Genomic DNA, 24,713 nt, shown 5'->3' on the forward strand with positions numbered 1-24,713 from the left:
TGCTGACTGGCGAGTATCTGTGGCCCAAGGGGAAGAATGCTTAGGGTGTCATTTCGCCCTCAGCCGGAACCGACCCCTTGGTGCGGGACATTCGGACGGATTGTGCGGTGGCAGAGTTGAAGCCGCCGCATCGTCGGACGATCGAAAAGCGTCTCGGCGACCTTGATCTGCGCCAGCGTGCACAGCGCCGGGGCGAGACGAAGATCGAGAAAGCAACGACGCCAGTTCCCGGGTCATTGTCGGCCTCCAGACCCCTTGAGATCGTTCAGATCGATCACACGAAGGCCGATATTTTTGTCGTCGACGAGGAAACCCGAGAGCCAATCGGGCGACCCTGGCTGACCCTGGCCATGGATGTCTTCAGCCGAATGGTAACAGGGTTCTATCTGACCATGGAGGCGCCATCCCGGCTTTCGACGAGCCTCTGCCTGCTGCATTCGGTTTATGACAAGACTGCCTGGCTTAAAGCGCGCAAGATCGAAGAGCCCTGGCCAGTGGCCGGCCTTCCCGACCGGGTTCATGTGGACAACGGCGCGGATTTCCGGAGTCGCACCTTCAAGCGTGGCTGCGAGAATGCAGGCATTGCGATCGACTGGCGGCCGCCGGCTACACCGCGCTTCGGCGGACATATCGAGCGGCTGATCGGCACCCAGATGGGACGGCTGCATCTTCTGCCCGGTACGACCTTCAGCAATGCGCAGGACCTCGCGGAGTATGATTCAAAGAAACATGCGGCGCTGACCTTGCGTGAGTTGGAGCGTTATATCGCCCTCGACATTGTCGGGTCCTATCATCAATCCATCCACAGTTCGCTGAGCCGCCCTCCCCTTGCCGTCTGGCGGGACCATGAAGGAGAGATCCCTCTGCGGCTGCCGGAGGATCGGCTACAGTTCTGGGTCTCTTTCCTGCCGGAGCAGGAGCGGACTTTACGCCCGACCGGCATCCATCTGTTTGATCTCCGCTACTGGTCTCCCGCGCTCAGCGCCGACGTGGGCCGGACGGAGCGGCGGCTTCTGGTGAAGTATGACCCGCGTGACATGTCGCGTGTCTTCGTGCGACGGCCTTCGGGCAACTTCGTTGAAGCCCGCTATGCAGATCTGACCCTGGCGCCCATTTCCCTGCACGAGGCTTTGACGGCGCGTCGCACCCTGCGCGAGAAGGGGCGGCGTGAAGTCGATAGCCGTGCGGTCGTGAGGACCGCGCTCGAACAGCGGAAGTTGGTTGACGAGGCCGTAAACAGAACCGCGGCCGCGCGGCGCGGCAAGGCTCAGCCGAGGCTGAGCGATGACCTCCGGGTCACGGGCACACTCCGTGGCGTCGACTCCAGCAAACCGGTGCCTTTTGTTGAGGACACCGAATGAGCTGGAGCCAGAATGACGAACGATCACCCTCATCTGACCGCCGACGCGGCGGCCCTGCTGTCTGAACCCAAGGCAGGACGCATTCGCGCCATCAGATCCCGCCGTTGGGTTCTCTACCCTCGCGCGAAGCAAGCCCTCGATCGCCTCGAGACACTCCTTGATCATCCGGGAGGCCCCCGCATGCCGTCTGTCGCGATCTATGGCGATAGCGGGATGGGCAAGACCATGATCATGCAACGCTACCGTGACCAGCATGCGCCACATCTTGACCGCCGGACCGGTATTCTAAAGACTCCGGTCCTGGCCATGGAAATGGTCAGCCGCCCCGGAGAACGGCGCTTCTATGGTGAACTGCTTTCCCTCCTCGGCGCGCCCCAGGCACCGCGGGCCGATATTGCCCAGATGGAACAGGCGACCATGCGGATCATGAAGGCCATCGGCGTCCAGGTGCTGGTCATCGACGAGGTCCACAATATCCTTGCCGGGACCTATCGAGAGCAACGGATCGTGCTCAACATGCTACGCTTTCTCAGCAACCGGCTCCAAATCTCACTGGTCTGCTTCGGCGTGAACGACGCCCGGGAAGCCATCGGCGGCGACGTTCAGCTTGCGCCCCGCTTCGAGCAGCTCACCCTGAACCGTTGGGCCGCCAACGAAGACTTCGAGACCCTGATCGCGTCGATTCTGCGCAATACGCCATTGCGGCAATCCTCTGTGCTGACGCCCAAATCCCTGCGGCGCATTCTGCAAATCACGGACGGCATCACGGCCAACATCTTCCAGATGCTGGGCAGCCTTGCGATCGAGGCAATCGAAAGCGGTACTGAACACATCACTGACGGTGCCGTCGAGGCTTGGGTGCCTGCATTTGATATCGAGGCGGCCTTCGCATGACGGGCCGCCTGCCCGTCACCTTGCCGCCTCTGCCCGGCGAACTTCTTTCATCCTGGATCAGTCGCCACGCGAACTTTTACGGGGTTGCGCCGTTAACCATGCTGCGCCATGGATTGCCGGAGGCGACATCGCTTGGGGCCGTCGACCTTTCTCTGACGAAAGCCCAGGCGAACCGGATTGCCGTGATGTTCGGCGCCAGCCCGAAACTTGTACGCAGTCTGAGCTTCGCGGACGCCCCGAAAGCCGCTCACCGCTTCATCTCCAAGGGTCCGATGCAGCGTTGCGCGCGTTGCACTCATTCCGGTGCTGATCTACTGCCAGTCCTTCGAAGCGAATTGCAAGGTTGGCGGATCAACTGCCCGCACTGTGGGGAACCCTACCAGGACAAGACCACCAGCGATGGCGATCGGACACTTGCACCATATCGCGCGGCAGCACGTCGCGGTGAGGCCTTGTTGGATAACCACGCAGAACGCCGCGTGGAAACATGGCTGCCACCACTGGAGATTGCGCGACTCTTGCTCATGCGCCGCATCCCCTGGCCGCCCCCTTTCGATGGCGATCTCTGGCGCTACCGGCTCCTCGGCGCCATCGTTCCCGATCTTGATGACCTTCTGATCAAACAGACCGCGTTCCCGTTCTCGCCAAAGCACCCCATTCTGCCGCTACACATCCGTCCCGCGATCTTGGCAGGAGTGGCCATAGTCGACCGGGCAGGGCCTGCGATGTTGAAAATGCTGAAAGGGCACATGATGGGAGAAAACAAGAACCGCTTCGTCGAGGCGGCCGACCATTTGGTAACCCCGGCGATGGAGTGGGGACCACCCTGGCAGTTGCAGCTAATATGAGAATCGAGTCCGATGATTCTCAGTTTAAAGTGCCAAAGACCTACAAAACAACCGCATTCTTACATTTAAGTGCTAAGTGACACGGCCGAGTTTCCCTATGCCTTCTTGGAGGCATTCGGAAACAAGGCAACCACCCTGAAGAAATTGCGCAGCGGTGCGTCCAACAAATCCGATCTGGGCGGCGTTCTGCAAACCAGCAATATCCATATCGCGGTCGCGCCGAGCGGAGAGGTGACGAAGACCCTTGCCGCGTTGAGGGACAGCCCGGCGACAACCCGCGCGAAAGCGAAATTCATCCTGGCCACCGATGGCCAGACCTTCGAAGCCGAAGATCTTGTCGGCGGCGATACTGTCCTCCCGCGAAAAGACTGCACCATAAGAGCCTCTGATGAAGCACGCGAACATGGCGCGTTCTGTTCCCACCTGCGGTCCTTGAGCACAAGTACTACTATGCCGCTTCCACGCCTGCCATACTGAGCATAAGCAGCATCCTGCTGCGAGCGTAGTCAGGATCGACCAGAAGTCCAGCACGATCAGCCAGTCGGAAGATGTCAGCGTAGTGCAGGATGGAACGAGATGATTGCATCCCGCCCACCATCTGGAAATGGCCCTGGTGGCCGTTGAGCCAAGCCAGGAAAACGATTCCCGCCTTGTAGTATTGCGTAGGAGCTTCGAATATCTTCCTTGCGAGTGGGACCGTTGGCGTCATCAACGCACGATACTTTTCGTTTTCTCCCTTGGCCAACTCGACCAACGCCGAACAGGCAACAGGGGCAATGGCGTCGAATATACCGAGCAGGGCGTGCGAATGGCGGTTGCTATCCCCTTCAATCAGTTCTGGATAGTTGAAATCGTCTCCTGTAAACATCAGAATGCCTTCGGGCAGCCGCCTTCGCAGCGCAATTTCCTTGTCACTGTCAAGAAGCGACAGCTTGATACCTTCGACCTTGTCCTTGTGGGTTTCGATGATCGCCAGAACCGTATCGAGTGCGTGCTCGAATCGCTCACTTCCCCAATAACCCTTCAGGGCCGGATCGAACGCATCGCCAAGCCAGTGAAGCACCACCTTGTTCGAAGCCTGGCTCAATATCCGATCGTAGACATAGCTGAAGTCGTCCGCGTCGCGGGCCACGGCAGCCAGAGCGCGGCTTGCCATGAGGACCCCTCGTCCACCGACGCCCTCAACGAAACCCAGTTGCTCTTCATAGGCCGCTATGACGTCGTCGCGCGACGTCGCCTGTGTGATCTCCAACTGATCGGTTCCGACGCCCGAGGCCAGATCCGCGCCGGTTATCGACCGGGCCTCGACGGTCGAGCGACGGATCAACTCCCTCGCTGTTTCCCAGCCCAGCCCCATGCCGCGTTGCGACGTGTCCATCGCTTCGGCAATCCGGAACCCATACTTCCAGAGATGACGTCGAAAAGCGAGCGTCGCGTCCCAATCTATGTGGGACTCCAGCCAGGGATCGAGTGTCAGCAGCGGGTCTGCAACAACATGCGCTGCCGCATAGGCTATCCGGTTGAACTGCGGAGGCGACTGCGCCTCCACGAATGCGTCACCATGGAGGGTGTAGGATTCGAGTTCGCCACCATGTGTAGGGAGGTTCAGTCTGACTGGCATGGATACTCTGCAAATTCAGTTGCTGATCGCTTGTCTGACTTCGAGATCAAGGGACCCAGGGTCCCCGTTCGCCAAGGTCCGCGAGGATCGACTTCACTTCTGTGTATTCCTCGATCCCTGACAGTCCGGTTTCCCGACCCTGACCGGACTCGCGGTAGCCGCCAATCGGCATCTCCGGACCACCGGTAATGGTCGTGTTGAGCCAGACCCGCCCAGCCTTTACGCCGCGAACAAGGTCAAGCCCATCCTGAAGACCCTCAGTCCAAACGGTGGCTGAAAGGCCATAGCGCGTGTGGTTGGCCATGCGTAGCGCCTCGTCCTTGGTGTCGAAGGCGCTGACGGCAAGCACAGGTCCGAAAACTTCTTCCCCCGAAATCGCCATGTCTGACCGGATATCGGCCAAGAAGGTTGGGGCCAGAAAATATCCCGCAAGCGGCTCTATCTGACGGCCGCCAGTCAGAAGCGTAGCACCAGACTTGCGGCCGTCATCAACCAGCTTCTTGATCCGGTTGAACTGGATGTCGTTGACGATCGGTCCGACCCGGGTTTCCGGGACAAGCGGATCACCCACCTTCACCCGCTGCATGAGGGAGACGATGCGCTCTGTGAGAGCCTGCTCGACCTCCCTCGCCACGAGCAAGCGGCTTCCCGAGACGCAGCATTGGCCGGCGTTGTGGAGGATACCGTAGACAATGCCGTCTGCGGCCTTTTCGAGATTGGCATCAGCCATAACGATCACGGGGTTTTTGCCACCCAATTCGAGGCTCAGCTTCTTGATATTGCCCGCGGATGCGATGATGGTGGACCGTCCTACACGGGTCGACCCCGTAAACGAGACCATGTCGATGTCCTGATGTTCGGCAATGCGCCTGCCAACTGGTTCGCCGAGACCCGTGACAATATTGACAACCCCCTCGGGCAAACCTGCGTCCTCGAGGATGCGCCCCATCATGATGGTCGTCGTCGACGTGTGTTCGCTCGGCTTCATCACAACCGTGCAACCAGCGCCGAGGATAAATGGCAGTCTCTCTGCCAGAATGAAGAAGGGAAAGTTCCAAGGCGTGATCAGCCCGACCACTCCTATTGGTTCGCGCAGCACAAGGCCCAGACTCTTCGAACCGAAATTATTGAACGTCTGACCGTGGATGGCGCGCGCCTGGCCCGCGGCGAAACGCCAGATGTCTGCGGCGCCTTTTATCTCGTTCACGGATTGCCAGAGTGGCTTGCCGGCTTCCAAAGTCTCGGCGAGTGAAAGTTCATCACAGCGTTCGACGATGAGGTCAGCGGCGCGCAACAACACTTCCGCTCTTGCCGCAGCTGGCAGATCGCTCCACCCGCCGTTGTCAAAGCGGGATTTCGCCGCCGCTACCGCTTGATCGACATCTGCCTCCGTAGCAAGCGGGACGACAGTCACCGGAACGCCGTGTGCGGGGCTGTTCCTCACCATTTCGTCAGAAGGAGAAAACCATTTGCCGCCAATGAGATTCTCCAATTTCCTGGGCGTTCTGGGAAGGACGGGCGTTGTGTGTAGCGTCATCTTAGACTCCGTCAACGGTGGCCAATACGGGCTTGGGTCGGTTTGTAACCGTAGTCCATAGGGGAACCGGGCGCGGGAAATACTCCCGCGCCCGACATTATGCAGCGATCAGAGCTGCGGAGGGGTCATCAGTGCTTCGACGGCAGGATCGCCCTGCATCAGGATCTTAACGCCAGTGTCGAGATCAGCGGTCGGCACATTGCCAAATCCCGGATGATTCATGTTGTCGAACTGCGTCGGATGAGCAGCAGACCACAGCTGAAGGAAGGACTGTACTCCCATCATGTAGGGGTTCTGTGCCACCGTCATGGTGAACTCCCCTTCCTGAACGCCCAGCAGGATCGGCACGTCGATGGCCCATGCTACAACATCAATCTTGTTGTCTCCCTGGTCGCGGCCGACGTTGCGCGTTGCAGCAAGCGCTCCCGTGGCGGGATTGCCGTGCGCACAGAAGATCACATTGATCTCCGGATTGGCCTGCAGCATCGCCGTATTCACCTGCTCGGCCTTTTGCAAATCGCCTTCGTCGTTGACTTCCGCGATAACTTTTGCCCCGGGAGCAACGGAGGCCAAGCCTGCCTTGAACCCCTGAATGCGCTGATTGACGGCATCATTGCCGGGGAACAGCGAGATGCCCGCACGCGCGTTGTCGCCATGCTTCTCGCCGATCGCCTTACCCGCCGCGAAGCCGGCATTGAAGTTGTTGGTGCCGACAAAAAGAAGACGCTTCGACTTTGGCGAGTCGGAATCGAACGTCAGAACCGGTACACTCTTGTCCATGGCCGCGTTGATCGAGGCGACCAGCGTATCGGCATCTCCTGCCGTGACTGCGATTCCCTTGACACCCTTGGCCACGAGTTGGTCGACGGCGCGCGCCTCGGCCGATGCATCCCAATCCGCCGGGCCCTGCAGCTCGGTGGTCGCCCCGACGGTCTTGGCCGCATCCTGGAACCCGGCATACGCCCAGTTGAAAAACTCCGAGCCCTTGAGGAAGACTACCATCGCGTAATGTTCCGGAGCTTCCTGAGCGCGTGCAGACGTGCTGGCGAAGCCGGCGGCGATGACTGCGGAAACCGCCGCCACCCCCAGTAAATTTTTCATAGATTTCATAGACTCTCTCCCTTTGTTGAGGTTGCTATCTGATCCATCTTCGCCTGCCGAATGCGCAGTTGCGCGAACAGGTTCCGACGCTGGGTCAGCCGACTGAGGAGGACGGCAACGAGGAGCATCACGCCGCTGACCACGTCGTACCAGAACGTGTTCACGGCTGATGTCACGAAGGCGTTGTGTACGACTGCGAGGAAAATCACCCCGAGTACCGTACCTCCGATCGTACCGCTGCCGCCATTGATGTTGGCTCCGCCAACTGCGACGGCAGCGATTGCCTTGAGCTCAGCAAGATTGCCGTGCCCCCAATGTGCGGCCCCGTAGCGGGCCGCCGCCATGATCCCCGCCGCGCCGGCAAGCGTCGCGGAGAGCATGTAAATGATGATCTTCACTCGATTGACGTTGATGCCGGAGAGGCGAGCCGGCCGTTCACCGCCACCGATGACGTAGAGCTGGCGGAAGAAGCGATGGTTGGCTAGCAGCACGCCGAGCACTAGGGCAGTAACGATGAAGAACACGATTGGAAAATTGATCCCGAGGACCTTGCCGGAGCCGAGGAAAACGAAGCCCTCGGAGAAGCCGGAGATGGACCGGCCATCAGTGATAGCTAGGTTCACGCCACGAAGCGTCAGCAGCGTTCCCATCGTGATGATGATGGGGTGGACCCTAAACGCGACGATCATGAATCCGTTCAAAGCCCCTATGCCGGTACATGTCACAAGGGTGATCACAATCGCAGCGGGGACGGGCAAACCCGCCTCGACCATCAACTTCGCAACCAGAATCTCCGCGAACGCAAAGACCGATGCTACTGAGAGATCGATACCGCCCGAAATGACGACGAAGGTCATGCCCAGCGCCATGATCCCCTCGAACACCAGGTTCATCGCAAGAACTTCAAGGTTCGCGGCGGTCAGCACGTTGCCGAAAAAGAGCTGTGTTCCCAGCAATATGGCCAGCGTAATTGCGAACAGCCCGATATACTGGACGAGCGCGGTCTTTTGCCCTGCCGACCTCTGAGCTCTGGATTGCCTGTCAATGATGGGTGGCATGGGTCATCACCATTTCCTGCGTTACTGCACCGCTCCGGTTGTCGAGTTCAGCAGTGACCTCGCCATTTCTGAACACGAGAATCCGGTCGCTCATGCCGATCACTTCCGGCATTTCCGACGAAACGATCACCACACCGACACCTGACTCTGCCAGTTCCCGCAGGCGGGCGTGGATCAGCGATTTTGCGCCCACGTCCACGCCTCTCGTCGGCTCGTCGACGATCAAAACTGTTGGTTGCGGGTCGAGCGCCTTGGCCAGCAGTACTTTCTGCTGGTTGCCGCCTGAAAGGTCTATCGTGCGGGCAAGAACGTTCGGTAGACGGATCGACATCGTGTCGACATAGGTCCTCGCCTTGTTACGCAGAGCCGCACGAGACAACATGCCGAAACGATTGCGATAGTGCTGCAGTGTCGACGCACCGATGTTCGCGGAAATATCGTAGCCCAGGAACAGGCCGCTCTGCTTGCGGTCCTCCGACACATAGACGATGCCGCGTCGCATCGCCTCAAAAGGGTCGGAGAGCGACACCTCGCTGTCGTTGAGTTTGAACCGCCCGGATAAGCGCCGATCGGCATTCACGATCGCGCGCATGGCCTCGGTGCGCCCTGATCCGACAAGGCCGGCGAGGCCGAGGATTTCACCGCGTCGCAAATTGAAGGTCAGGTCGCGGACATAGCCAAATCTCGACACGTTGGTGCATTCGAAAACAACATCGCCGATCTGCGAGGCTTTTGGAGGGAACAGGTCTCCAAGGTGGCGACCTACCATCATCTGGATGACGTCTTCGGTCGTGATCTCGGCTATATCCTTTGTTGCGATATGCTGACCGTCGCGGAAGACTGTCAGTCGATCGCTGATCTCGAACAGTTCCGACAGCTTGTGCGAGATAAAGATGATGCCGATGCCTCTGGCCTTGAGGTCTCGCACCACCACGAACAACTCGGCTATCTCCTTCTCGGACAGCGACGAGGTGGGCTCATCCATGATGATGAGCCTGGCGTTCAGAGAGATCGCCTTTGCGACCTCGACGAGCTGCTGCATCCCGACGCTGAGACTGCCCACAGGAGCTGCCGGATCTATGTCTACTCCCATGCGTTCGAATATCTCGGCCGCACCGCGTCGCATAGCGCGCCAGTCGTTAAAGCCGAGGGTGTTCGATTTCTCATGGCGAAGATAGATATTCTCTGCGACGCTGATATTTGGCACCAGACTGAGTTCCTGGTGCACCATGCTTATCCCAGCGGTCATGGCCTCAAGCGGATGTCCGAAATCCACGAGTTTGCCGTCGAACATGATGTCGCCGCCGTCCCGCTTCAGGATGCCGGCGATGATGTTGACGAGCGTCGATTTGCCTGCGCCGTTCTCACCAATGAGCGCGTGGACTTCGCCGGCGCGAACGTTGAAGTCGACGGCATGCAGCACCTGGTTGCCGAAGAAGCTTTTGGTAACACCGCGAAGATCCAGCATGATCACCACCCCGTCCGATATCTGCGGACGGCGTCGAAAGCGACGGCCGCTATCAGCACGATGCCGACCGTAGCCTGCTGCCAATTGGGGTTTCCGTTCATCAGGATGAAGCCGTTGCCGATGAGGGCAAGCATGAGCACGCCAAGAAACGTGCCGACGATGCTGCCGCTTCCACCGGAGATGCTGGCGCCGCCGACGATCGCTGCCGCGAGCGCGCGAAGTTCCGCACCAATGCCGTAATTGGCATAGCCGATCCTGGTGGCAGAGGTCATGAGTACTGCGGCAAACCAGACGAAAGCCGCTGCGATCAGATAGGATGCGATCAGATGTCGATCGACCCGGATGCCCGACAGCTTCGCGGCTTCCGGACTTTCTCCAACATAGAAGAGCCGCGAAAGCAGAGGGAGGTTGTTCAGGAGCAGTCCGAACAGCAGGATCACGGCCAGAACGATCAGCAACGGAAGCGGTATCCCGTAAAAGCTGTCGCCTATCTGAAGGCGAAATTCGAAGCGGCCAAACTGAGTGAACCAGCGCTCGGCCCGCGGGAACGATATGTACTGGCCGGTTGTCAGAACGGTTGCCAGCCCGCGCGCGACGGACATCATGCCAAGCGTGACCAGGAAGGGTAGAATGCCGGCCTTGGCAATGAGAAGGCCGTTGATCAGCCCGCAAGCCAGCGCCACAGCGAGCCCGGCAAAAACGGCAGGAATCACAGGCACGCCATCACGCATCAGCAACGCCATCGTTACCGATGTCAGCGCGAGCACGGAACCCACAGACAGATCGATACCACGAACGATCAGCACGACCGTCATCGCCATGGCGAGCAGAAGGTCGTAGGTCATCAGGGACAATACTGCCTTAAGGTTCGTCCAACTGGCGAACGCCTCCGGCCGCATGATCGCGAGGAACGCGAAGATTGCGACGTTGATCAGCAAAAGGAGCGCCTCACGGGTGCTCACAAAGCGGTGCACCATCGAAGTCTCGCTCGAGTTCATCTGAGTCCTCCTCCGCCGCCCTGGCGCTAACAGTCAGGCGCCGGCGCGACACGCCGCAGACGCGGATGGATCGGACGTTCGGCAGCGGAAAGCTCTTCGCTCAGCCCCATCGGACTATCGACGCAAAGGCGCTCATCCATGTGCTTGAGAGAAGGCGAAAGCCTTGGTTTGAAGTCCATAAGGGCGAGCACGTCATCTTCCAGCGAAATCCCCTTGGCGATCTCAACCAGTTCGACGACGCCATCATTCAGACGGAATACGGCCCTCTCTGTGATGAACAGCACGTCCTGTTTTCTTTCGGTTGAATAACGTCCGCTAAAGCTGACCTGCTTCACCGTTTCGACGAACTTCCTGTTGGCCCCCTCCCTGATGATGCGCAACTCGCCGTTCGCGCATGAAACCTCCAACCCTCCGGCGGTGAAAGTGCCTGAAAACATAACCTTCTTTGCGCTCTGGCTGATGTTGACGAAACCGCCGATCCCGACGATGCGATCCGCAAAGCGGCTTACATTCACATTCCCGGATCGATCGATCTCTGCCGCCGAGAGATAGGCCAGATCTATGCCGCCTCCATCATAGAAGTCGAACTGATAAGGTTGGTCCACGATGGCCGAGTAGTTGCGCCCGGCACCGAAGTCGTCGCCATCGACCGGTACGCCTCCGATGATCCCCTGCTCGTTGGTAAGGACGATATCGTCCAGGATCCCCTCTTCCGCCGCAACAAGCGGCAGGCCGGTCGAGATACCGGACCCGATATTGCAGATGGAACCCTTGCGAAGTTCAAGAGCACAACGGCGGGCGACGATCTTACGCGCATCGAGCGGCAGGCGCGGCAGGGTCGCCAGCGGCACTCTTATCTCCCCAGCATAGGAAGCATCGTAAGCGGTGCGGAACGTTTGCGGCTGATCCGGAACGACCACAACCGCGTCCACAAGCATACCAGGCACCTTCACGCTCTTCGGCGGAATCGAGCCGCGGGCAGCGAGGCGCTTGACCTGTGCGATAACGATGCCGCCCGAATTCTTCGCAGCCTGCGCCATGGCGAGCATTTCGCCGTAGACTGCCTCCTGCTCCATCGAGATGTTCCCGTCTTCATCCGCGGTGGTGCCGCGAATGAAGGCGACGTCGATCTTGAACGACTTGTAAAACATCCACTCGCGACCGGCGATCTCAACGAGTTCCACAAGCGACTCGACCGCGCGGCTACTCTGGCGTCCTCCGCCATGGCGCGGGTCAATAAAAGTGTTCAGCCCCACATGCGTGACGAGCCCGGCCCGCCCGGCAGCGATCTCGCGGGTCAACTGCGACAGCACCCCCTGCGGAAGCGTGTAGGCCTCGATCTCGTCAGCCGCCGCCAGTGCGGCGATCGGGGGAGAGTCGACGAGCGCACCGCAAATGATCCTCTTGAGCAGTCCCGGATGGGCGAATCGCGACGCCCCGGTGCTTACTCGATCTCCCAAGCCGACCGGATGAAAGGAGCAGATCTGACGAGGATGCCCACTCGCCAGGAAACGACGCTCGACTGCAGCCATCAACGCATCGGGAACGGAATGCCCGCCTCCGGATCCGCCGATAACGACCGTATCACCATCCTCGATAAGACTTCCGGCCTGATCGGCCGACAGGACTTTCATGCTTCCTCACAACGCATTCACGCGGGCCCTGTTTGAAACATACTTATCTATAAGTCAATATGTGAATCGCCATACATGTCCTCCAAATCGCTATAAGCCTATCAATATCCCTCTATTTTAAGCCGAAATTCAGGATCTCTTACACCAATAAAAATACCTATAAATAAATAAGTGCACATTGACAGAGCCCTTCAAGACCTATAGTTAGCCTCCACGAAAATGGCCGCTATTGGCGACACAGGTGGAGGAATCTGAGGAATCTTATGAGCAACCTGATCGACCTGAAGGTGGATGACGGGGTTGCCGGGGTGGCGCTGAACCGCCCTGCCAAGCTGAACGCAGTTACCGCCGAGATGGCAGCCTCGCTTCTTGATCTGACGAGGCAACTCGATGAAGACCCGAACGTTCGAGTGATCCTTCTCAGCGGCGCAGGGGATCGAGCATTCTGTGCAGGAAGCGACCTGAATTCACTTGCCCAGTACCCGGATCTCTGGGCGTACCGAAACCGGAAAGAATACTCGGCCGCATTTCGCCGTCTCCGCAAGCCGCTGGTAGTCGCCCTGCATGGCTGGACCCTAGGGGGAGGCGCTGAAATGGCGCTTTCGGCCGATGTGCGGATTGCGGATGTAACCGCCAGGATCGGCTTCCCGGAAGTGAAGCGCGGCTGGGTGGGCGGCGGCGCGGCAACGCAGTTGCTGCCCCGCCTCGTCGGCTATGGTGCCGCCATGAAGCTGTTGCTGACCGGAGATCACGTCGATGCGGCGGAGGCCCTGCGCCTTGGCTTGGTCGAGGAGGTCGTACCCAGCGGTGAGGCGCTTAATCGTGCGCGCTCCATCTGCCGACAACTGGCCCAGACGCGTCCGCTCGTTCTCGAAGCGATGAAAGCGTCGGTGAGGGCGTCGCTCTCCATGCCGCTGGAAGCCGGAGCCGAATATGAAAACGAAATGACGACGATGTGTTTTGCCGAGGGCAGGCACATGGATGGCATCCGGGAATTTTTCTCGGATCGCACCCATACCTGACGTATCCGCCTGCCTTGAAAGTGCACTCGATGGTTACTGCAACGGATTTTATTGTAGTTGGTGGGGGGGCGGCGGGTTGCGTCCTCGCCAACCGTCTTTCTGCAGATCCTCAGAACCGCGTCACTCTACTCGAGGCGGGCATCTGGGACTGGAATCCACTCATCCACATGCCCGCCGGTTTCCTTCCGCTCATGCAGACAGGCATGCTCGACTGGGGCTACTACAGCGAGCCGCAGAAGCATCTTCAGGGCAGACGACTTTATTGTCCGAGAGGCAAGGTCATCGGTGGGTCGAGCTCCATCAACGGAATGGTCTACATCCGCGGACATTCCTCGGATTTCGACAGGTGGGCGCAATTCGGGAATGTCGGCTGGAGCTATGCTGATTGCCTGCCCTATTTCGAAAGAGCCGAAGGATTTGCAGCCTCGCAGGCGAGCGAAGGGCGCGGCCAGTCCGGCCCCCTGAAAACGCTCCGCTACGGTATACATCATCCGCTCAGCAAGGCTTTCGTGGACGCGGCCCAGGCGATGGGACTGGCTTACAATGACGACCTAAATGTAGGTGAACAGGATGGTGTCGGTCCCACCGATAGCACGATGTCCGGCTCCCGGCGCTGCAGTTCGGCGGCGGCATATCTTGCTCCAATAAAGGGCCGACCCAACCTTTCGGTCCTGACGCGTGCACAGGTTACCCGTGTGTTGATCGAGAAAGGTAGAGCTGTCGGTGTCGAATACTTGAAGCGCGGCCGCCTGCGCACGATTCGTTGCGAGCGTGAAGTGGTCCTTTCCGGCGGCGCCATCAACTCCCCTCAGCTTCTCATGCTGTCGGGGATCGGCGATCCCGATCACCTGTCGTCGCACGGCATTGGCGTGAACGCGAAACTACCGGGCGTTGGCCGGAATCTGCAGGATCATCCGGCCGTAACCCTCAAACAGCTCGCCTCAGGGCCTGTTTCGCTGCTCCCCCACACAAGACCGTTGCGGTCAACGCTAGCCTTCCTGCAATACATGGCGACGGGAAGCGGTCCCGCCAGCTACCATGGCGGCGAGGCGCAGGCTTTCATCCGGACGCGTCCCGGCCTTGCCGCGCCCGACCTGCAGTACTTCATGACGAATATCATGTATACGAACAACGGTCGCACCATTCTCCCGTTCCATGGTTTCATGCTTTACTTCACTTTGCAGCGGCCGGAGAGCGTGGGGTCCATCAAATTGCGATCTGCCAACCCGTTGGACAAACCGCTCATCGACCTGAATTACTTCGAGAGCAAAGCCGACATTTCGACGCTGCGCGAAGGCATAAAGTTCGGGCGGGAGTTGTTTGCTCAGGAGGCTTTTGTTCCATATCGCGCGGAAGAGTATGCGCCAGGGCAAGGCGTCAGGACTGACGCCGAGATTGACGAGTACCTGCGTAAGGAAGTGACGTCGAACTACCATCTCAGCGGTACGTGCAAGATGGGGGTGGATCCGGACGCCGTCGTTGGCCCGGATCTCAGGGTGGGAGGCATAGACGGGCTCAGGGTTGCCGACGCCTCGATCATGCCTTGCGTAGTCAGCGGCAATACCAATGCACCGACGATCATGATTGCCGAAAAGGCCTCGGATCTTATCCTCGAGAAGGAAGTCCAGTACGGGATTTGAGGTCTCGTTCTGTAAGATCGAAACAAGCAAGCGGGACAGGCCTGTCGAATGGCGAAGCGAGCGGGAACACAGATGAAGGCTCAGATACGTGACGCCACCATTGATCTGTTAATCATGAACGGGTACCGCGGCACCAATTTCAGATTGATCGCGGAGCGGTTGGGCATCACGACCACGAACATCCATTATCATTTTGGCGGCAAAGCTAGCCTCGTGCTGGATGTGGTCTCCAATTACGTCGAAGATGCAATCCAACGGCAGCGGGGTGTCTGGATGCGCCCTAATACCACCCTGAAGGATAAGCTGCAGCTTGCCTCCGGCCTGAACCGTCAGCGTTACCTGCGCTACAATCCGGGAGAAAATACAAACCAACCCTGGAGCCTCATCTGGAGACTGCGAATGGAGCAGGAGGCGCTGATCCCTGAAACAGTTGCCTGCCTCGAGTCCTACACGACCCATCTCAGCGGGTTCATTGGCAATGCGGTGCAAGCCGCCGCCGCCTCTGGCGAACTTGCCGGCCATGCGCCGCTCGACAACATCACTACCCTGCTGACCAGCCTCGCAAATAGCGCCGCGGCTGTGGCCCTCGATTCCGGATGGCCACAGCTTGAGGCCCTCTACGCAGCGACTGCCGCTGTCGTTTTCTCAGCCTACTGTCCTACGCCCGATCTGGCCGGAGTTGCCAAATGAGTGGACCGATGGAACGTGGAACCGCCATTGTAACTGGAGGAACGAGCGGTATTGGGCTGGCGACCGCCCGCCAGCTTGCCGGAGGCGGATTCCGTGTCGCGATTACGGGGTTGAATGCGCCTGAGGACGTGACAAACTTGCTGCACGAACTGGGTGCGGCCTCGTGCTATGTCCAGTCAGACCTCTCCGATATTGAACAGCACCGCGATGTTCTGCGTCAGATCGAAGACCGGCTCGGGCCGGTCTCCTGCCTTGTCAACAACGCCGGTATAGGGTCCGTTGCGCGGGGGGATTTTCTCAACCTGGAGCCTTCAAGCTTCGATCTTGTGCTTGGCGTCAACCTGCGTGGCACAGTGTTCTTCACGCAAAAGGTAGTGGACGCTATGCTCTCCAGCAGGTCGGCAGGTCTTTTTCGATCGATCATAAACATTGGCTCGATATCGGCTACCGTCGCGTCACCGGACAGAATGGACTATTGTATATCCAAGGCCGCGCTAACTGCCTTCACGAGAAATCTTGCCGTGCGGTTGGCCGCAGACGGCGTTTCGGTATTCGAGGTTCGCCCAGGAATTGTCCGCACGGGCATGACGGCTAAAGTCACGTCGAAATATGACACGCTGATCGAGAACGGCCTTGTCCCCATGAAGCGATGGGGCAAACCTGCCGACATAGCAGGGGCTATCGAGGAACTTGCGTCCGGTTCGTTTGCGTTCGCGACTGGCTCTGTTATCAATCTGGATGGCGGCCTGTCGATTCCCGTCCTCTGACATCGGGGGCACCCCGGCGGTTGCTTCAAATGGCTCTGTTGCAAATATCCCGGATGGCTGAGAAGGGGCTTTCGTACGCTTCAGTTACGCAGGTTTGGTGTCGAGATTCCGCGCGAGCATTGCCACCACCTCAGTAAGCGCGCTCGGTCCAATCCCAAAGGCTCGCTCGACGATGCGGGCCTCCCCGCGAATGTCGCCGGTCAAGTTGAAGATCGCGGCCTGTCCCTTGCGCAGAGCCCGCATGACCTCGAAACCCTTGATAGTTGCATAGGCTGTCTTCAACGTCTTGAACCCTCTCACCGGCTTGAGCAGCTGTTTCAGCTTGCCATGATCGGCCTCGACCACGTTGTTCAGATACTTGACCTGCCGCCGGTGCACAAGCTCCTTTGGGCATTTGCCTTCGGCCTTCAACTCCCAGATTGCGGTGCCGTAGGTGGGCGCCTTGTTAGTGTTGATGACTTTTGGCTTTTCCCAATCCGTCAATCCATTCATGGCCTTGCCAAGAAATCGCTTCGCCGCCTTGGCATTGCGGGTTTGCGACAGATAGAAATCGATCGTGTTGCCGAACTTGTCGACAGCCCGATACAGGTAAGTCCATTTGCCGCGAACCTTCACATAGGTCTCATCGACTCGTCGACTGCGGCCGACGCCAGTGCCAGCGCAGTCGGTTTTCAATTTCCGGCGCGTATTTCTGCACCCAGCGATAGATCGTGGTATGATCGACGGGCACACCGCGTTCACCCATCATTTGCTCGAGATCCCGATAACTCACCCCATAGCGGCAATACCAGCGAACTGCCCACAAGATCACTTCGCCCTGAAAATGACGCCACTTGAAATCGCTCATCAAAAATCTCGCTGAAAAACACCAGCACTCTTTCCGGCACGAACGGATTTTTTGCAACAGAGCCGGCTGACCTACCCAGTATCGCTGGCAGTAATCGACGATCGAAGTCTTGTTCTGGATCAGGTAAGTCTGGAGGTTGCTGAGCAACACGTACAGACGCTTGAGCTTATGGTTGGCGTCTCGCAACCGGGCGTACTGCTCCAACTGGTAGAGCATACCCTTGACAGCTCTCGTTGCCTCCCTAACGTAACCGCTCCAAAGGAGATGCCGAAGCCGCGGCACGTGAAACGAGACGTCCCGAAGATAGATGCTCAGGTCGCCGACGGTCCTCAGCCCTTCCCATGTCTGTTCGACGTGCCGAAGCCGCATCGACAGATGGAACCAGTCAAGAATATGCGTGACGGGTTGCCGTGTCGCGCTGAGCACGATGCTCTGCAGCCCGACGTCTCGGTGGCTGAAGACGGTAACGTCGCGGCCAGGCAGCCATCCTTGCGCCCGCATCGCTGCACGAACGAGATCGTGCTTGCCGGTGGTCACATTCGGCGCAGCCGCGAACTGGCGCGGTCGCCGTCCCGGTGAGACAACGCGCCCCATGGCGATCTCGAAATGGCGGCTTTGATATCCGGGAACTGCTCGGATGTGGGCGCCATCTATGAAAACGGAAACAGGGGATCCGCCGGCTCGACTGATGCGAGAGGGGCTCGCCGCGTCCCACTTTTCGATTTGATCAGCGACCTTGGCGAGCCTATTGCTGACCGTACGATGATTGTGGGACGTCGTGGCCGGCACAAACAGATCGAGCACACGGGCGGCTTCTCGAAATGATAGCCGGGAGCCGAGTTCAGCCTGGATTCGCTCCAGTTCCGGCGTTGCTCTGCCATTCAGCAGGTTCTGGATGTTTCCCGTGCCCGATCTTGCCGACTCTCCGCACGCGCAGCTGCGGAACCGAGGCACACGCAAGCGACAAATGCCGAAGAGCGAATGGACCGTTCGAGATCGATAGTCATGAACTCCGCGAAGGCGGTTGCAGTCGCGACACCTCCGGTCTTGCTGGCAAGCTTGATCCGCCTGAGCCTGCGTGAGCGTCTCCTGTAGACGGCGCTGTATCGCCTTGCCATCCTCCGAGGAGAGGCCGAAGTCGTCGAAACTGGCTCCATCGACGTTGCGCGCGACTGATGCAATTTGCCGACGTTCCGGAACACCGTCGTCCCCGACAAGTTCGACCCAGATATTCATCTTCAGTTCCGTTGCCAACGGGCGCCCTTTCCGAAAAGGCCCCGATTACCCGAAGGTTCTTACCACCACATTTTTCCCGCTCCCAACAAAAGCGTCGCATTCTTGCATTTAACTGCCAAGCGAAAGTAGCCAATCGACCCCGAAACCGGTTTGCTCAACCCGACCCAGTGCCGGGCTCGCCGATTTGCTGGCCGCCTATTCGCGCGTGGTCGGCGATGTGCCTTTCTCCAAACCGCAAATCCAAGCGTCGGGACAAAAAAGCCCGCGATCGCCGCCATAGCTCATCTATTCCTCACCGGCGGGCTCCGCGTCATTGTCGTCCCCTCCTGCAAGTTCCGGCAGGATCTCGCCGGCCAGCAATTTTTCTCTCGACAGCAACCCTGCATCTTCCAGCGCCTCGAAGTCGGGCAGGTCCCGCAACGTGTTCAGACCGAACTCCGTGAGGAATCCAGACGTCGTCACGTAGGTGTAGGGCGCGCCAGGCGTCGGGCTGCGCGGCCCGGACGCGATCATGTCGGAGCCGCGTAATTTGCCGATCAGATCGCGGCTGATCTCCTTGCCGAAGAACGACGACAATTCGGCACGCGTGACGGGTTGGAAATAAGCGATGCACATCAACACCAGCATCTCGGATTGGTTTAGATCGATAATAGGCTCTTTGGCGCCGATCGCGGTACGGATCGCGTCGCCATAGGCCGGGCGCGTCAGGTGCTTCCAGCCGCCGGCGACAGCGACAAGATCGTAGGGACGGCCACGCAGTTCCTCGCGGATGTCATCGATGAGGAGATCGATGCTGCAGCTCTTGCCGACGATGCGCGCCAATGTCTCACGGCTTACCGGATCGCTTGCCGCAAAGATAACCGCCTCGACCCGGTTCATCCATTCGCGCCAGCGGACTTCCGCTGGCAGATGATCGAGCTCGCGGTCGAACAGACCGTCGTCCGGGCGGCCTTTGCCTCCCTGGCTTCCTTTCCGCCGTCTAGCCGAACTCTCCGCCATGGCGATCACAATCCGTAGAGCCGGAATGTCGGCCGCCCGGTCAATTCGCGAACGGCACCAAGCCCCTCGAGACGCTCGAACAGCCGGCGGGCGGCGCGCTCGCTCATCGCATCGGTCGCCGAGCGAGCCGTCTGGGCATCCTCCATCATCAGGATCAACATCACCTCGTCAGCATGTTTCGCGCGCATCTTCGGCGCGGCGGCCGCGAGTCGCCCCGCGCGCCGGCACAGATCGGCATGCAGATCCGAGGCGCGCGCCGCGGCTTTGGCATAGGCCAACGCACAGGTCGCCAGCCAGCGCCCTGTGCCGTCGAGGTGCTCGGGCGCGGCGCGCAGGTCCTTGCGCCTGATCTCGAGGGCAAGAAGCGGCACCGGACGCGGCCATTTCAGTCGCGCCGCCAGCATGGCGTCTGCCAGCCACAGCGCCAGCAGTTCGGCGTCGGGGCGGAATTTCATCGAAACCGCGGCGATTTCCGCAGCGGCGGCGATCGGGTTGGCCTCGCCGCGCGCGAGGCGCTCCGCGGCGGCGTAGATGTCGCTCATCCGCTCATCGATGCCGAGCCTGAGTACCGCCGAGGCCGAGAGCCACCAGTCGTCGACGAGCTGCGTCTGCCGCTCGGCCAGCCGCCGCCACGCCATCAGAACCTTGCCGGCCGGCCCCGGATCGTCGCCCGGCCGGGTGAGCATCGCGGCATCGCGCAAGGCCGCCTCGTCCTCGGCCCGCCCCAGCATCGGCATCAAGGCCACCGCATTGGCCAGCGCCAGGCGTTGCCGCCAGAGGCTGCCGATCGGATGCTCGTCGCAGGCTATTCGGTGCAGCCATGCCAGCGCCGCCCCGGCAAGAAAACCGGCATCCGCCGGGCCTTCCGGCTCCGTTTTGGGACGCAGCACGGCCGGCAGCGGCGCAAAGGACGGCGGTGACGGGAGCACGAATCGAGGGGATTTCACCATGATTCTAGTTACCATAGAACGGCGCTTATGACTATCATTTCGCGCATAAACCGCCGCGCCTGTCGATTACATAAAATGAACGATAATCTTGCATTATCATTCGTTTTGCGTTTTATGAAAGAAATGACCTCTCTCGTCGATCAAAACCCAAAAAAGCGTGCTCAGGGACGCTCCGCTCGATCACAGCAAACATCCCAGGGTGTCGATCAAACCGAACCGGCGCACTCCGCAGACGAATTGCCCGATATCGACCTTGACGTCCTGTTTAACGAGGAACCCCAGGAAAACGCTGCCGGCAAGGCAGCAATCCCCTCACCTTCCGTTCCCGCTATCTCAAGCCTTCGCCTGCCGACAAATCTCGACGCGCTCGCCGACCGTGCGCGCGATTATGTCGAAGCGGCAAGTTCCGCCAACACCCGCCGCGCTTACGCCTCAGACTGGAAGCATTTCGCGGGTTGGTGCCGCCGGCAGGGCGTCGAAATCCTCCCTCCGGATCCGCAAGTCGTCGGCCTCTATATCACCGCTTGCGCTTCCGGCAGGGCAGTCGGGGACAAGAAGCCCAACTCGGTGTCGACGATCGAACGCCGGCTCTCTTCGCTGACGTGGAACTATGCGCAGCGCGGGCAGTCGCTCGACAGGAAGGACCGCCATATCGCCACGGTCATGGCCGGTATTCGCAACAAGCACGCATCTCCTCCCCGCCAGAAGGAGGCGTTGCTACCAGAAGATCTGATCGCCATGCTGGAAACGCTCGATCGCGGCACCCTGCGTGGCCTTCGCGATCGGGCAATGCTGCTTTTGGGCTTTGCTGGCGGTCTGCGCCGCTCCGAAATCGTCGGCCTCGACGTCGGTCGCGACCAGACCGAGGACGGCCGCGGCTGGATCGAGATCCTCAATAAAGGCCTGCTGGTGACGCTGCGCGGCAAGACTGGCTGGCGCGAGGTCGAGGTCGGCCGCGGCTCGTCCGACGCGACCTGCCCGATCGTGGCGCTGCAGACCTGGCTCAAGTTCGCACGCGTCGCCCATGGCCCGCTGTTCCGCAGGGTGACCGGACAGGGCAAGACAGTTGGCGCCCAACGGCTCAACGACCAGGAGGTCTCCCGCCTGGTCAAGCGCGCCGCACTGGCCGCCGGCGTGCGCGGTGATCTGTCGGAAAGCGAGCGCGCAAAGCTCTTTGCTGGCCACTCGCTGCGCGCGGGCCTCGCCTCATCGGCCGAGGTTGACGAGCGTTATGTGCAAAAACACCTGGGTCATGCCTCGGCCGAGATGACCCGGAAATATCAGCGCCGGAGGGATCGTTTCCGGGTCAATCTCACCAAGGCCTCTGGGCTTTGAAAGCCCCCTCCCCTACTCAGTGCGCAGCTTCCTTGCTTTCTGGCGCTGCATCAGGCGACGAGAGTGCGCGCAGTACCGCCTCCGGCTCTCGGTCCATGACACGAAGCAGTGTGCGGGCGGCGCCGCTCGGCTGCCGTTTGCCCTGCTCCCATTTCTTGTAGCCGGAAGGGCTGGTCCCAAGGACCACTGCCATCTCATCCTGGGTCAGGTCGAGCTTCTTTCGGATAGCCTTTGCGTCCACCGCACCAACGTCAACGCTGTGCACCTTGACGCCGGGAACGTCCTTTCCCTGCGCATGCGCCAAAGCTTCCGACATGGCCTGAATCAGATCAGCGCCGAATTTTGTCATCTCGCTCATGTCCTGTTCCTGTTCGCCGCCTTGATCGCCCTCGCGAAGGCGGAAACCGCTTTTGCTTCGTCCGGCTTCAAGTCGACCTTTTCGTTCTTCCCATAGGCAAGCAGCGCATAGATCGGCGCGTCATCGCTGTACCAGTAATAGATGACTCTTGCGCCGCCACGCTTACCCTTGCCTTTGGCTCCGAACCGCATCTTTCGAACGCCACCAGTACCCGGGATTTCGTCGCCGACCTGCGGATTGGCTGCAAGGAAGTCGATCAGTTCCTTTCGCTCATCGTCGCTGAACAGCGCCGCCGCCTGCTTGATGAACAATGGTGTTTCGGCGACGGTCTGCATACGCTTCCTATAACCCAGTGGGTTATACATGCGATGGCGGTAGGCCAGAGTCAAGAGCCGACGCGCTGCAAAGACACCTTCAACCCATCAGTTATCCGTATCTTCTATGTTTGTAAAACCAGCCCTCAATGACTTCTCAGGCGCTCCAAATGGCTGCTGACACGCATAATCGCACGTCGCGTCGACCACAGGGACGGCTTATCGGCTATGCGCGCGTCTCTACGGACGAGCAGGCGACACAGGCGCAGGAAATTGAGTTGCGGTCGGCCGGCTGCGAAACGATCGTCCAGGAGCACGGCTCCGGCGCCTCACGGGCACGCCCTGCCCTGTCGAGGCTTGTTCAGAACATCGCCGCCGGCGATACGCTGGTCGTGGTACGCCTCGATCGCCTGGCGCGCTCCGTGAGCCATCTTCTGGACGTCATCGAGGATCTGACGGCAAAGGGCGCGCATTTCCGTTCTCTGAGGGATCCGATCGACACCAGCACGCCCCAGGGCATGTTCTCACTGCAGGTGCTCGGCGCCGTGGCACAGCTCGAGCGTGCTTTGATCTCCGAGCGGACCAAGGCCGGGATCGCAGCGGCAAAGGCCAAGGGACGCCTACCTGGCAATCCGGGGATTCGCGAGCGGCGGCCAGAGATGCTTTCGAAGATGAAGCTGGCGCAACAAGCGGCCTATGGCGAACGCCTTCAGGCATCAGCCTCGCAATGGCTTCCGACTGTGAAGCGGATGCGTCCGGACCACACATGGGATGACATTGCCCGGGTTCTCAAACAGCGCGGTTTCGACTGGACGCCGGAACGGTTGCGGCGGGCGGTCAAATGGATGGTCTCAGAAGGCATGGCCGATGCGTCACTTTTGCGGAAGTCGCCACCAAGGCCGCCGGAACATCGTCTTATGACGCTCGTGGCCGGAATCCATTCGTCCAATCCGGAGCTTACATTGCGCGAGATCGGCACTCAGCTCGAACGACTGCATGAGCGTACGCCACGCGGCGGAACTAGATGGGCGCCCTCTTCCGTCAAAAACCTCATCGATCGCGCCAAACGCAGCGGCCTGATCGACGCCGGAGAGGCAGAAGTGCCAGGGTGATAGAAAGCCGCGAACGCAGTACAAATCGCGGGCCTCGACCGTAGGCGAAACATGGCAAACAAAGCGTAAAGCCGGGAGCACCTTCATGGATACGATGGTCATCAACAATCGCGAGGAGTTTGCGCACTGGGCGATCGATCGCGCCAACACGATCATCATTGAGCAAGGCTCTGCGCTTGCCACGGCCGCCCGATCCGGTGACGAAGCGCAACTCTCCGGCGCGGCCAATACTCTCGGCCAGGCGATCGTCGACACCCTCCTCGATGCTTTTGACTGCCTCGTCGACAGCGAGTGACGCAAGGGCCTGGCGAAAACCGGCTCTCCTGCCCCCGATCCGCTTCAAGAATCCCACTTTTTCATCGACTGACGAAGAGCATCAGACACTTCGAAGCCCCCTTTCCGGCTCTCTGGTGGTTGCTGGGTCTGAGAGGACGCCTGGGCTGCGGCCTTGCCCGCCTCAAGCTTGGCGTTAAGCAGCGCCATGATCATCGGCCAGGCCGAGAATTTGCCTTCCCGTGCTTTGTCGGTCAGGCTGCGCAGATAGCCGCCGGGACTGTTGATCTGATCGGCGCGCTGATAAATCGCAGCAAGCGTAATCGTCGCGTGCTTATCGCCGAGGACCTCGCAGGCCTCGCGCCAGGCGCTCGGACTGACCCCAAGCATGACGCGACCGACCTCCGCGGCCGACAGAAAGTCCCGCCAGTTTCGGATTTCGCCGTCTTTGGCCAGATCGCGCCAGCCCTTGCACGCATCCAGCACAATACCCAATGGCAACTCCCGCTTCGGCAAGCTCCGCAGGTTATCGTTTTCCGTGGGCGTGCCGCTCGGTTCATCTTCTTTTCGGGAGCCTCTTTCAGATTCAGATATGGAGTCTGGGTTTGAATTCTGTATGTGGCGCTCAGAATGAGACTCATTGGCGCTCA

22 protein-coding genes and 3 pseudogenes are annotated in these 24,713 nt (G+C 59.8%); 11 read left to right on the plus strand and 14 right to left on the minus strand.

Going from position 1 to position 24,713, the window contains the following annotated elements; genetic code table 11:
- Positions 1-107: 107 nt before the first annotated feature.
- The 4 genes and pseudogenes from LC343_RS23780 to LC343_RS23795 all read left to right on the plus strand — a co-directional run.
- Positions 108-1,361: a transposase family protein gene (locus LC343_RS23780; RefSeq protein ID WP_223479648.1), complete on the plus strand. Its 1,254-nt coding sequence runs from the start codon at positions 108-110 to the stop codon at positions 1,359-1,361.
- A gap of 12 nt (positions 1,362-1,373) precedes the next feature.
- Complete coding sequence (locus tag LC343_RS23785; protein ID WP_223479649.1) at positions 1,374-2,255, plus strand: TniB family NTP-binding protein; 882 nt, start codon at positions 1,374-1,376, stop codon at positions 2,253-2,255.
- Entirely contained in the window at positions 2,252-3,103 is an 852-nt protein-coding gene (locus tag LC343_RS23790; protein WP_223479650.1) for a TniQ family protein, read from the plus strand. The genes LC343_RS23785 and LC343_RS23790 overlap by 4 nt, the downstream gene beginning before the upstream one ends.
- Positions 3,104-3,172: 69 nt before the next feature.
- A pseudogene (locus LC343_RS23795) lies at positions 3,173-3,457 on the plus strand (type IIL restriction-modification enzyme MmeI); the annotation flags it as partial.
- A gap of 94 nt (positions 3,458-3,551) precedes the next feature.
- On the opposite strand, the gene LC343_RS23800 reads toward LC343_RS23795, so the two are convergent.
- The 7 genes from LC343_RS23800 to LC343_RS23830 form a co-directional block, all read right to left on the minus strand.
- On the minus strand, positions 3,552-4,724 hold the full coding sequence (locus LC343_RS23800; RefSeq protein WP_223479651.1) for a dihydrodipicolinate synthase family protein: 1,173 nt from the start codon (positions 4,722-4,724) through the stop codon (positions 3,552-3,554).
- A gap of 46 nt (positions 4,725-4,770) precedes the next feature.
- The gene (locus LC343_RS23805) at positions 4,771-6,261 is read right to left on the minus strand and encodes an aldehyde dehydrogenase family protein (RefSeq protein ID WP_223479652.1); all 1,491 of its coding nucleotides are present in this window, start codon (positions 6,259-6,261) and stop codon (positions 4,771-4,773) included.
- 108 nt (positions 6,262-6,369) lie between these two features.
- Positions 6,370-7,371 (minus strand): substrate-binding domain-containing protein, encoded by a 1,002-nt coding sequence (locus LC343_RS23810; RefSeq protein ID WP_223479653.1) that lies wholly within the window; start codon positions 7,369-7,371, stop codon positions 6,370-6,372.
- Positions 7,368-8,420 (minus strand): ABC transporter permease, encoded by a 1,053-nt coding sequence (locus LC343_RS23815; protein ID WP_223479654.1) that lies wholly within the window; start codon positions 8,418-8,420, stop codon positions 7,368-7,370. The genes LC343_RS23810 and LC343_RS23815 overlap by 4 nt, the downstream gene beginning before the upstream one ends.
- Entirely contained in the window at positions 8,404-9,972 is a 1,569-nt protein-coding gene (locus LC343_RS23820; RefSeq protein ID WP_223479655.1) for a sugar ABC transporter ATP-binding protein, read from the minus strand. The genes LC343_RS23815 and LC343_RS23820 overlap by 17 nt, the downstream gene beginning before the upstream one ends.
- Positions 9,891-10,886 carry an ABC transporter permease gene (locus LC343_RS23825; RefSeq protein WP_223479656.1) on the minus strand — a complete coding sequence of 332 codons (996 nt, stop codon included), beginning with the start codon at positions 10,884-10,886 and terminating at the stop codon, positions 9,891-9,893. The genes LC343_RS23820 and LC343_RS23825 overlap by 82 nt, the downstream gene beginning before the upstream one ends.
- Before the next feature lie 26 nt (positions 10,887-10,912).
- Complete coding sequence (locus LC343_RS23830; RefSeq protein WP_223479657.1) at positions 10,913-12,520, minus strand: acyl CoA:acetate/3-ketoacid CoA transferase; 1,608 nt, start codon at positions 12,518-12,520, stop codon at positions 10,913-10,915.
- Between the two features lie 263 nt (positions 12,521-12,783).
- On the opposite strand from LC343_RS23830, the gene LC343_RS23835 reads away from it, so the two are divergent.
- The 4 genes from LC343_RS23835 (at position 12,784) to LC343_RS23850 (ending at position 16,639) form a co-directional block, all read left to right on the plus strand.
- Positions 12,784-13,542, plus strand: coding sequence for an enoyl-CoA hydratase/isomerase family protein (locus LC343_RS23835; RefSeq protein ID WP_223479658.1), 759 nt, complete (start codon positions 12,784-12,786; stop codon positions 13,540-13,542).
- A gap of 29 nt (positions 13,543-13,571) precedes the next feature.
- Positions 13,572-15,182, plus strand: coding sequence for a GMC family oxidoreductase (locus LC343_RS23840; RefSeq protein ID WP_223479659.1), 1,611 nt, complete (start codon positions 13,572-13,574; stop codon positions 15,180-15,182).
- Positions 15,183-15,254: 72 nt separating this feature from the next.
- Positions 15,255-15,872: a TetR/AcrR family transcriptional regulator gene (locus tag LC343_RS23845; protein WP_223479660.1), complete on the plus strand. Its 618-nt coding sequence runs from the start codon at positions 15,255-15,257 to the stop codon at positions 15,870-15,872.
- On the plus strand, positions 15,869-16,639 hold the full coding sequence (locus tag LC343_RS23850; RefSeq protein ID WP_223479661.1) for a 3-ketoacyl-ACP reductase: 771 nt from the start codon (positions 15,869-15,871) through the stop codon (positions 16,637-16,639). The genes LC343_RS23845 and LC343_RS23850 overlap by 4 nt, the downstream gene beginning before the upstream one ends.
- 84 nt (positions 16,640-16,723) lie before the next feature.
- On the opposite strand, the pseudogene LC343_RS23855 reads toward LC343_RS23850, so the two are convergent.
- The 4 genes and pseudogenes from LC343_RS23855 to LC343_RS23870 form a co-directional block, all read right to left on the minus strand.
- A pseudogene (locus LC343_RS23855) lies at positions 16,724-17,486 on the minus strand (IS6 family transposase).
- A 63-nt stretch (positions 17,487-17,549) separates the two neighbouring features.
- Positions 17,550-18,740, minus strand: a pseudogene (locus LC343_RS23860) (ISKra4 family transposase); the annotation flags it as partial.
- A gap of 267 nt (positions 18,741-19,007) precedes the next feature.
- Entirely contained in the window at positions 19,008-19,721 is a 714-nt protein-coding gene (gene scpB, locus LC343_RS23865; RefSeq protein ID WP_223479662.1) for an SMC-Scp complex subunit ScpB, read from the minus strand.
- Positions 19,722-19,726: 5 nt separating this feature from the next.
- Positions 19,727-20,671: a DUF1403 family protein gene (locus LC343_RS23870; RefSeq protein ID WP_223479663.1), complete on the minus strand. Its 945-nt coding sequence runs from the start codon at positions 20,669-20,671 to the stop codon at positions 19,727-19,729.
- Between the two features lie 123 nt (positions 20,672-20,794).
- On the opposite strand from LC343_RS23870, the gene LC343_RS23875 reads away from it, so the two are divergent.
- Positions 20,795-22,006, plus strand: a complete 1,212-nt coding sequence (locus LC343_RS23875) for a site-specific integrase (RefSeq protein ID WP_223479668.1) — start codon at positions 20,795-20,797, stop codon at positions 22,004-22,006.
- A gap of 16 nt (positions 22,007-22,022) precedes the next feature.
- Here the strand turns inward: LC343_RS23875 and LC343_RS23880 are convergent, their stop codons facing one another.
- Entirely contained in the window at positions 22,023-22,364 is a 342-nt protein-coding gene (locus LC343_RS23880) for a helix-turn-helix domain-containing protein (RefSeq protein ID WP_223479664.1), read from the minus strand.
- Positions 22,361-22,699: a type II toxin-antitoxin system RelE/ParE family toxin gene (locus LC343_RS23885; protein ID WP_223479665.1), complete on the minus strand. Its 339-nt coding sequence runs from the start codon at positions 22,697-22,699 to the stop codon at positions 22,361-22,363. The genes LC343_RS23880 and LC343_RS23885 overlap by 4 nt, the downstream gene beginning before the upstream one ends.
- 149 nt (positions 22,700-22,848) lie before the next feature.
- On the opposite strand from LC343_RS23885, the gene LC343_RS23890 reads away from it, so the two are divergent.
- Positions 22,849-23,790, plus strand: coding sequence for a recombinase family protein (locus LC343_RS23890; protein WP_223479666.1), 942 nt, complete (start codon positions 22,849-22,851; stop codon positions 23,788-23,790).
- A gap of 85 nt (positions 23,791-23,875) precedes the next feature.
- The gene (locus LC343_RS23895) at positions 23,876-24,085 is read left to right on the plus strand and encodes a hypothetical protein (RefSeq protein WP_223479667.1); all 210 of its coding nucleotides are present in this window, start codon (positions 23,876-23,878) and stop codon (positions 24,083-24,085) included.
- A 44-nt stretch (positions 24,086-24,129) separates the two neighbouring features.
- On the opposite strand, the gene repC is transcribed toward LC343_RS23895, so the two are convergent.
- Positions 24,130-24,713 (minus strand): plasmid replication protein RepC (gene repC, locus LC343_RS23900; RefSeq protein ID WP_274385144.1); only part of this gene is annotated, 584 nt, incomplete at its 5' end.

The organism is Oricola indica (genome assembly GCF_019966595.1).
Taxonomy (GTDB): Bacteria; Pseudomonadota; Alphaproteobacteria; order Rhizobiales; family Rhizobiaceae; genus Oricola; species Oricola indica.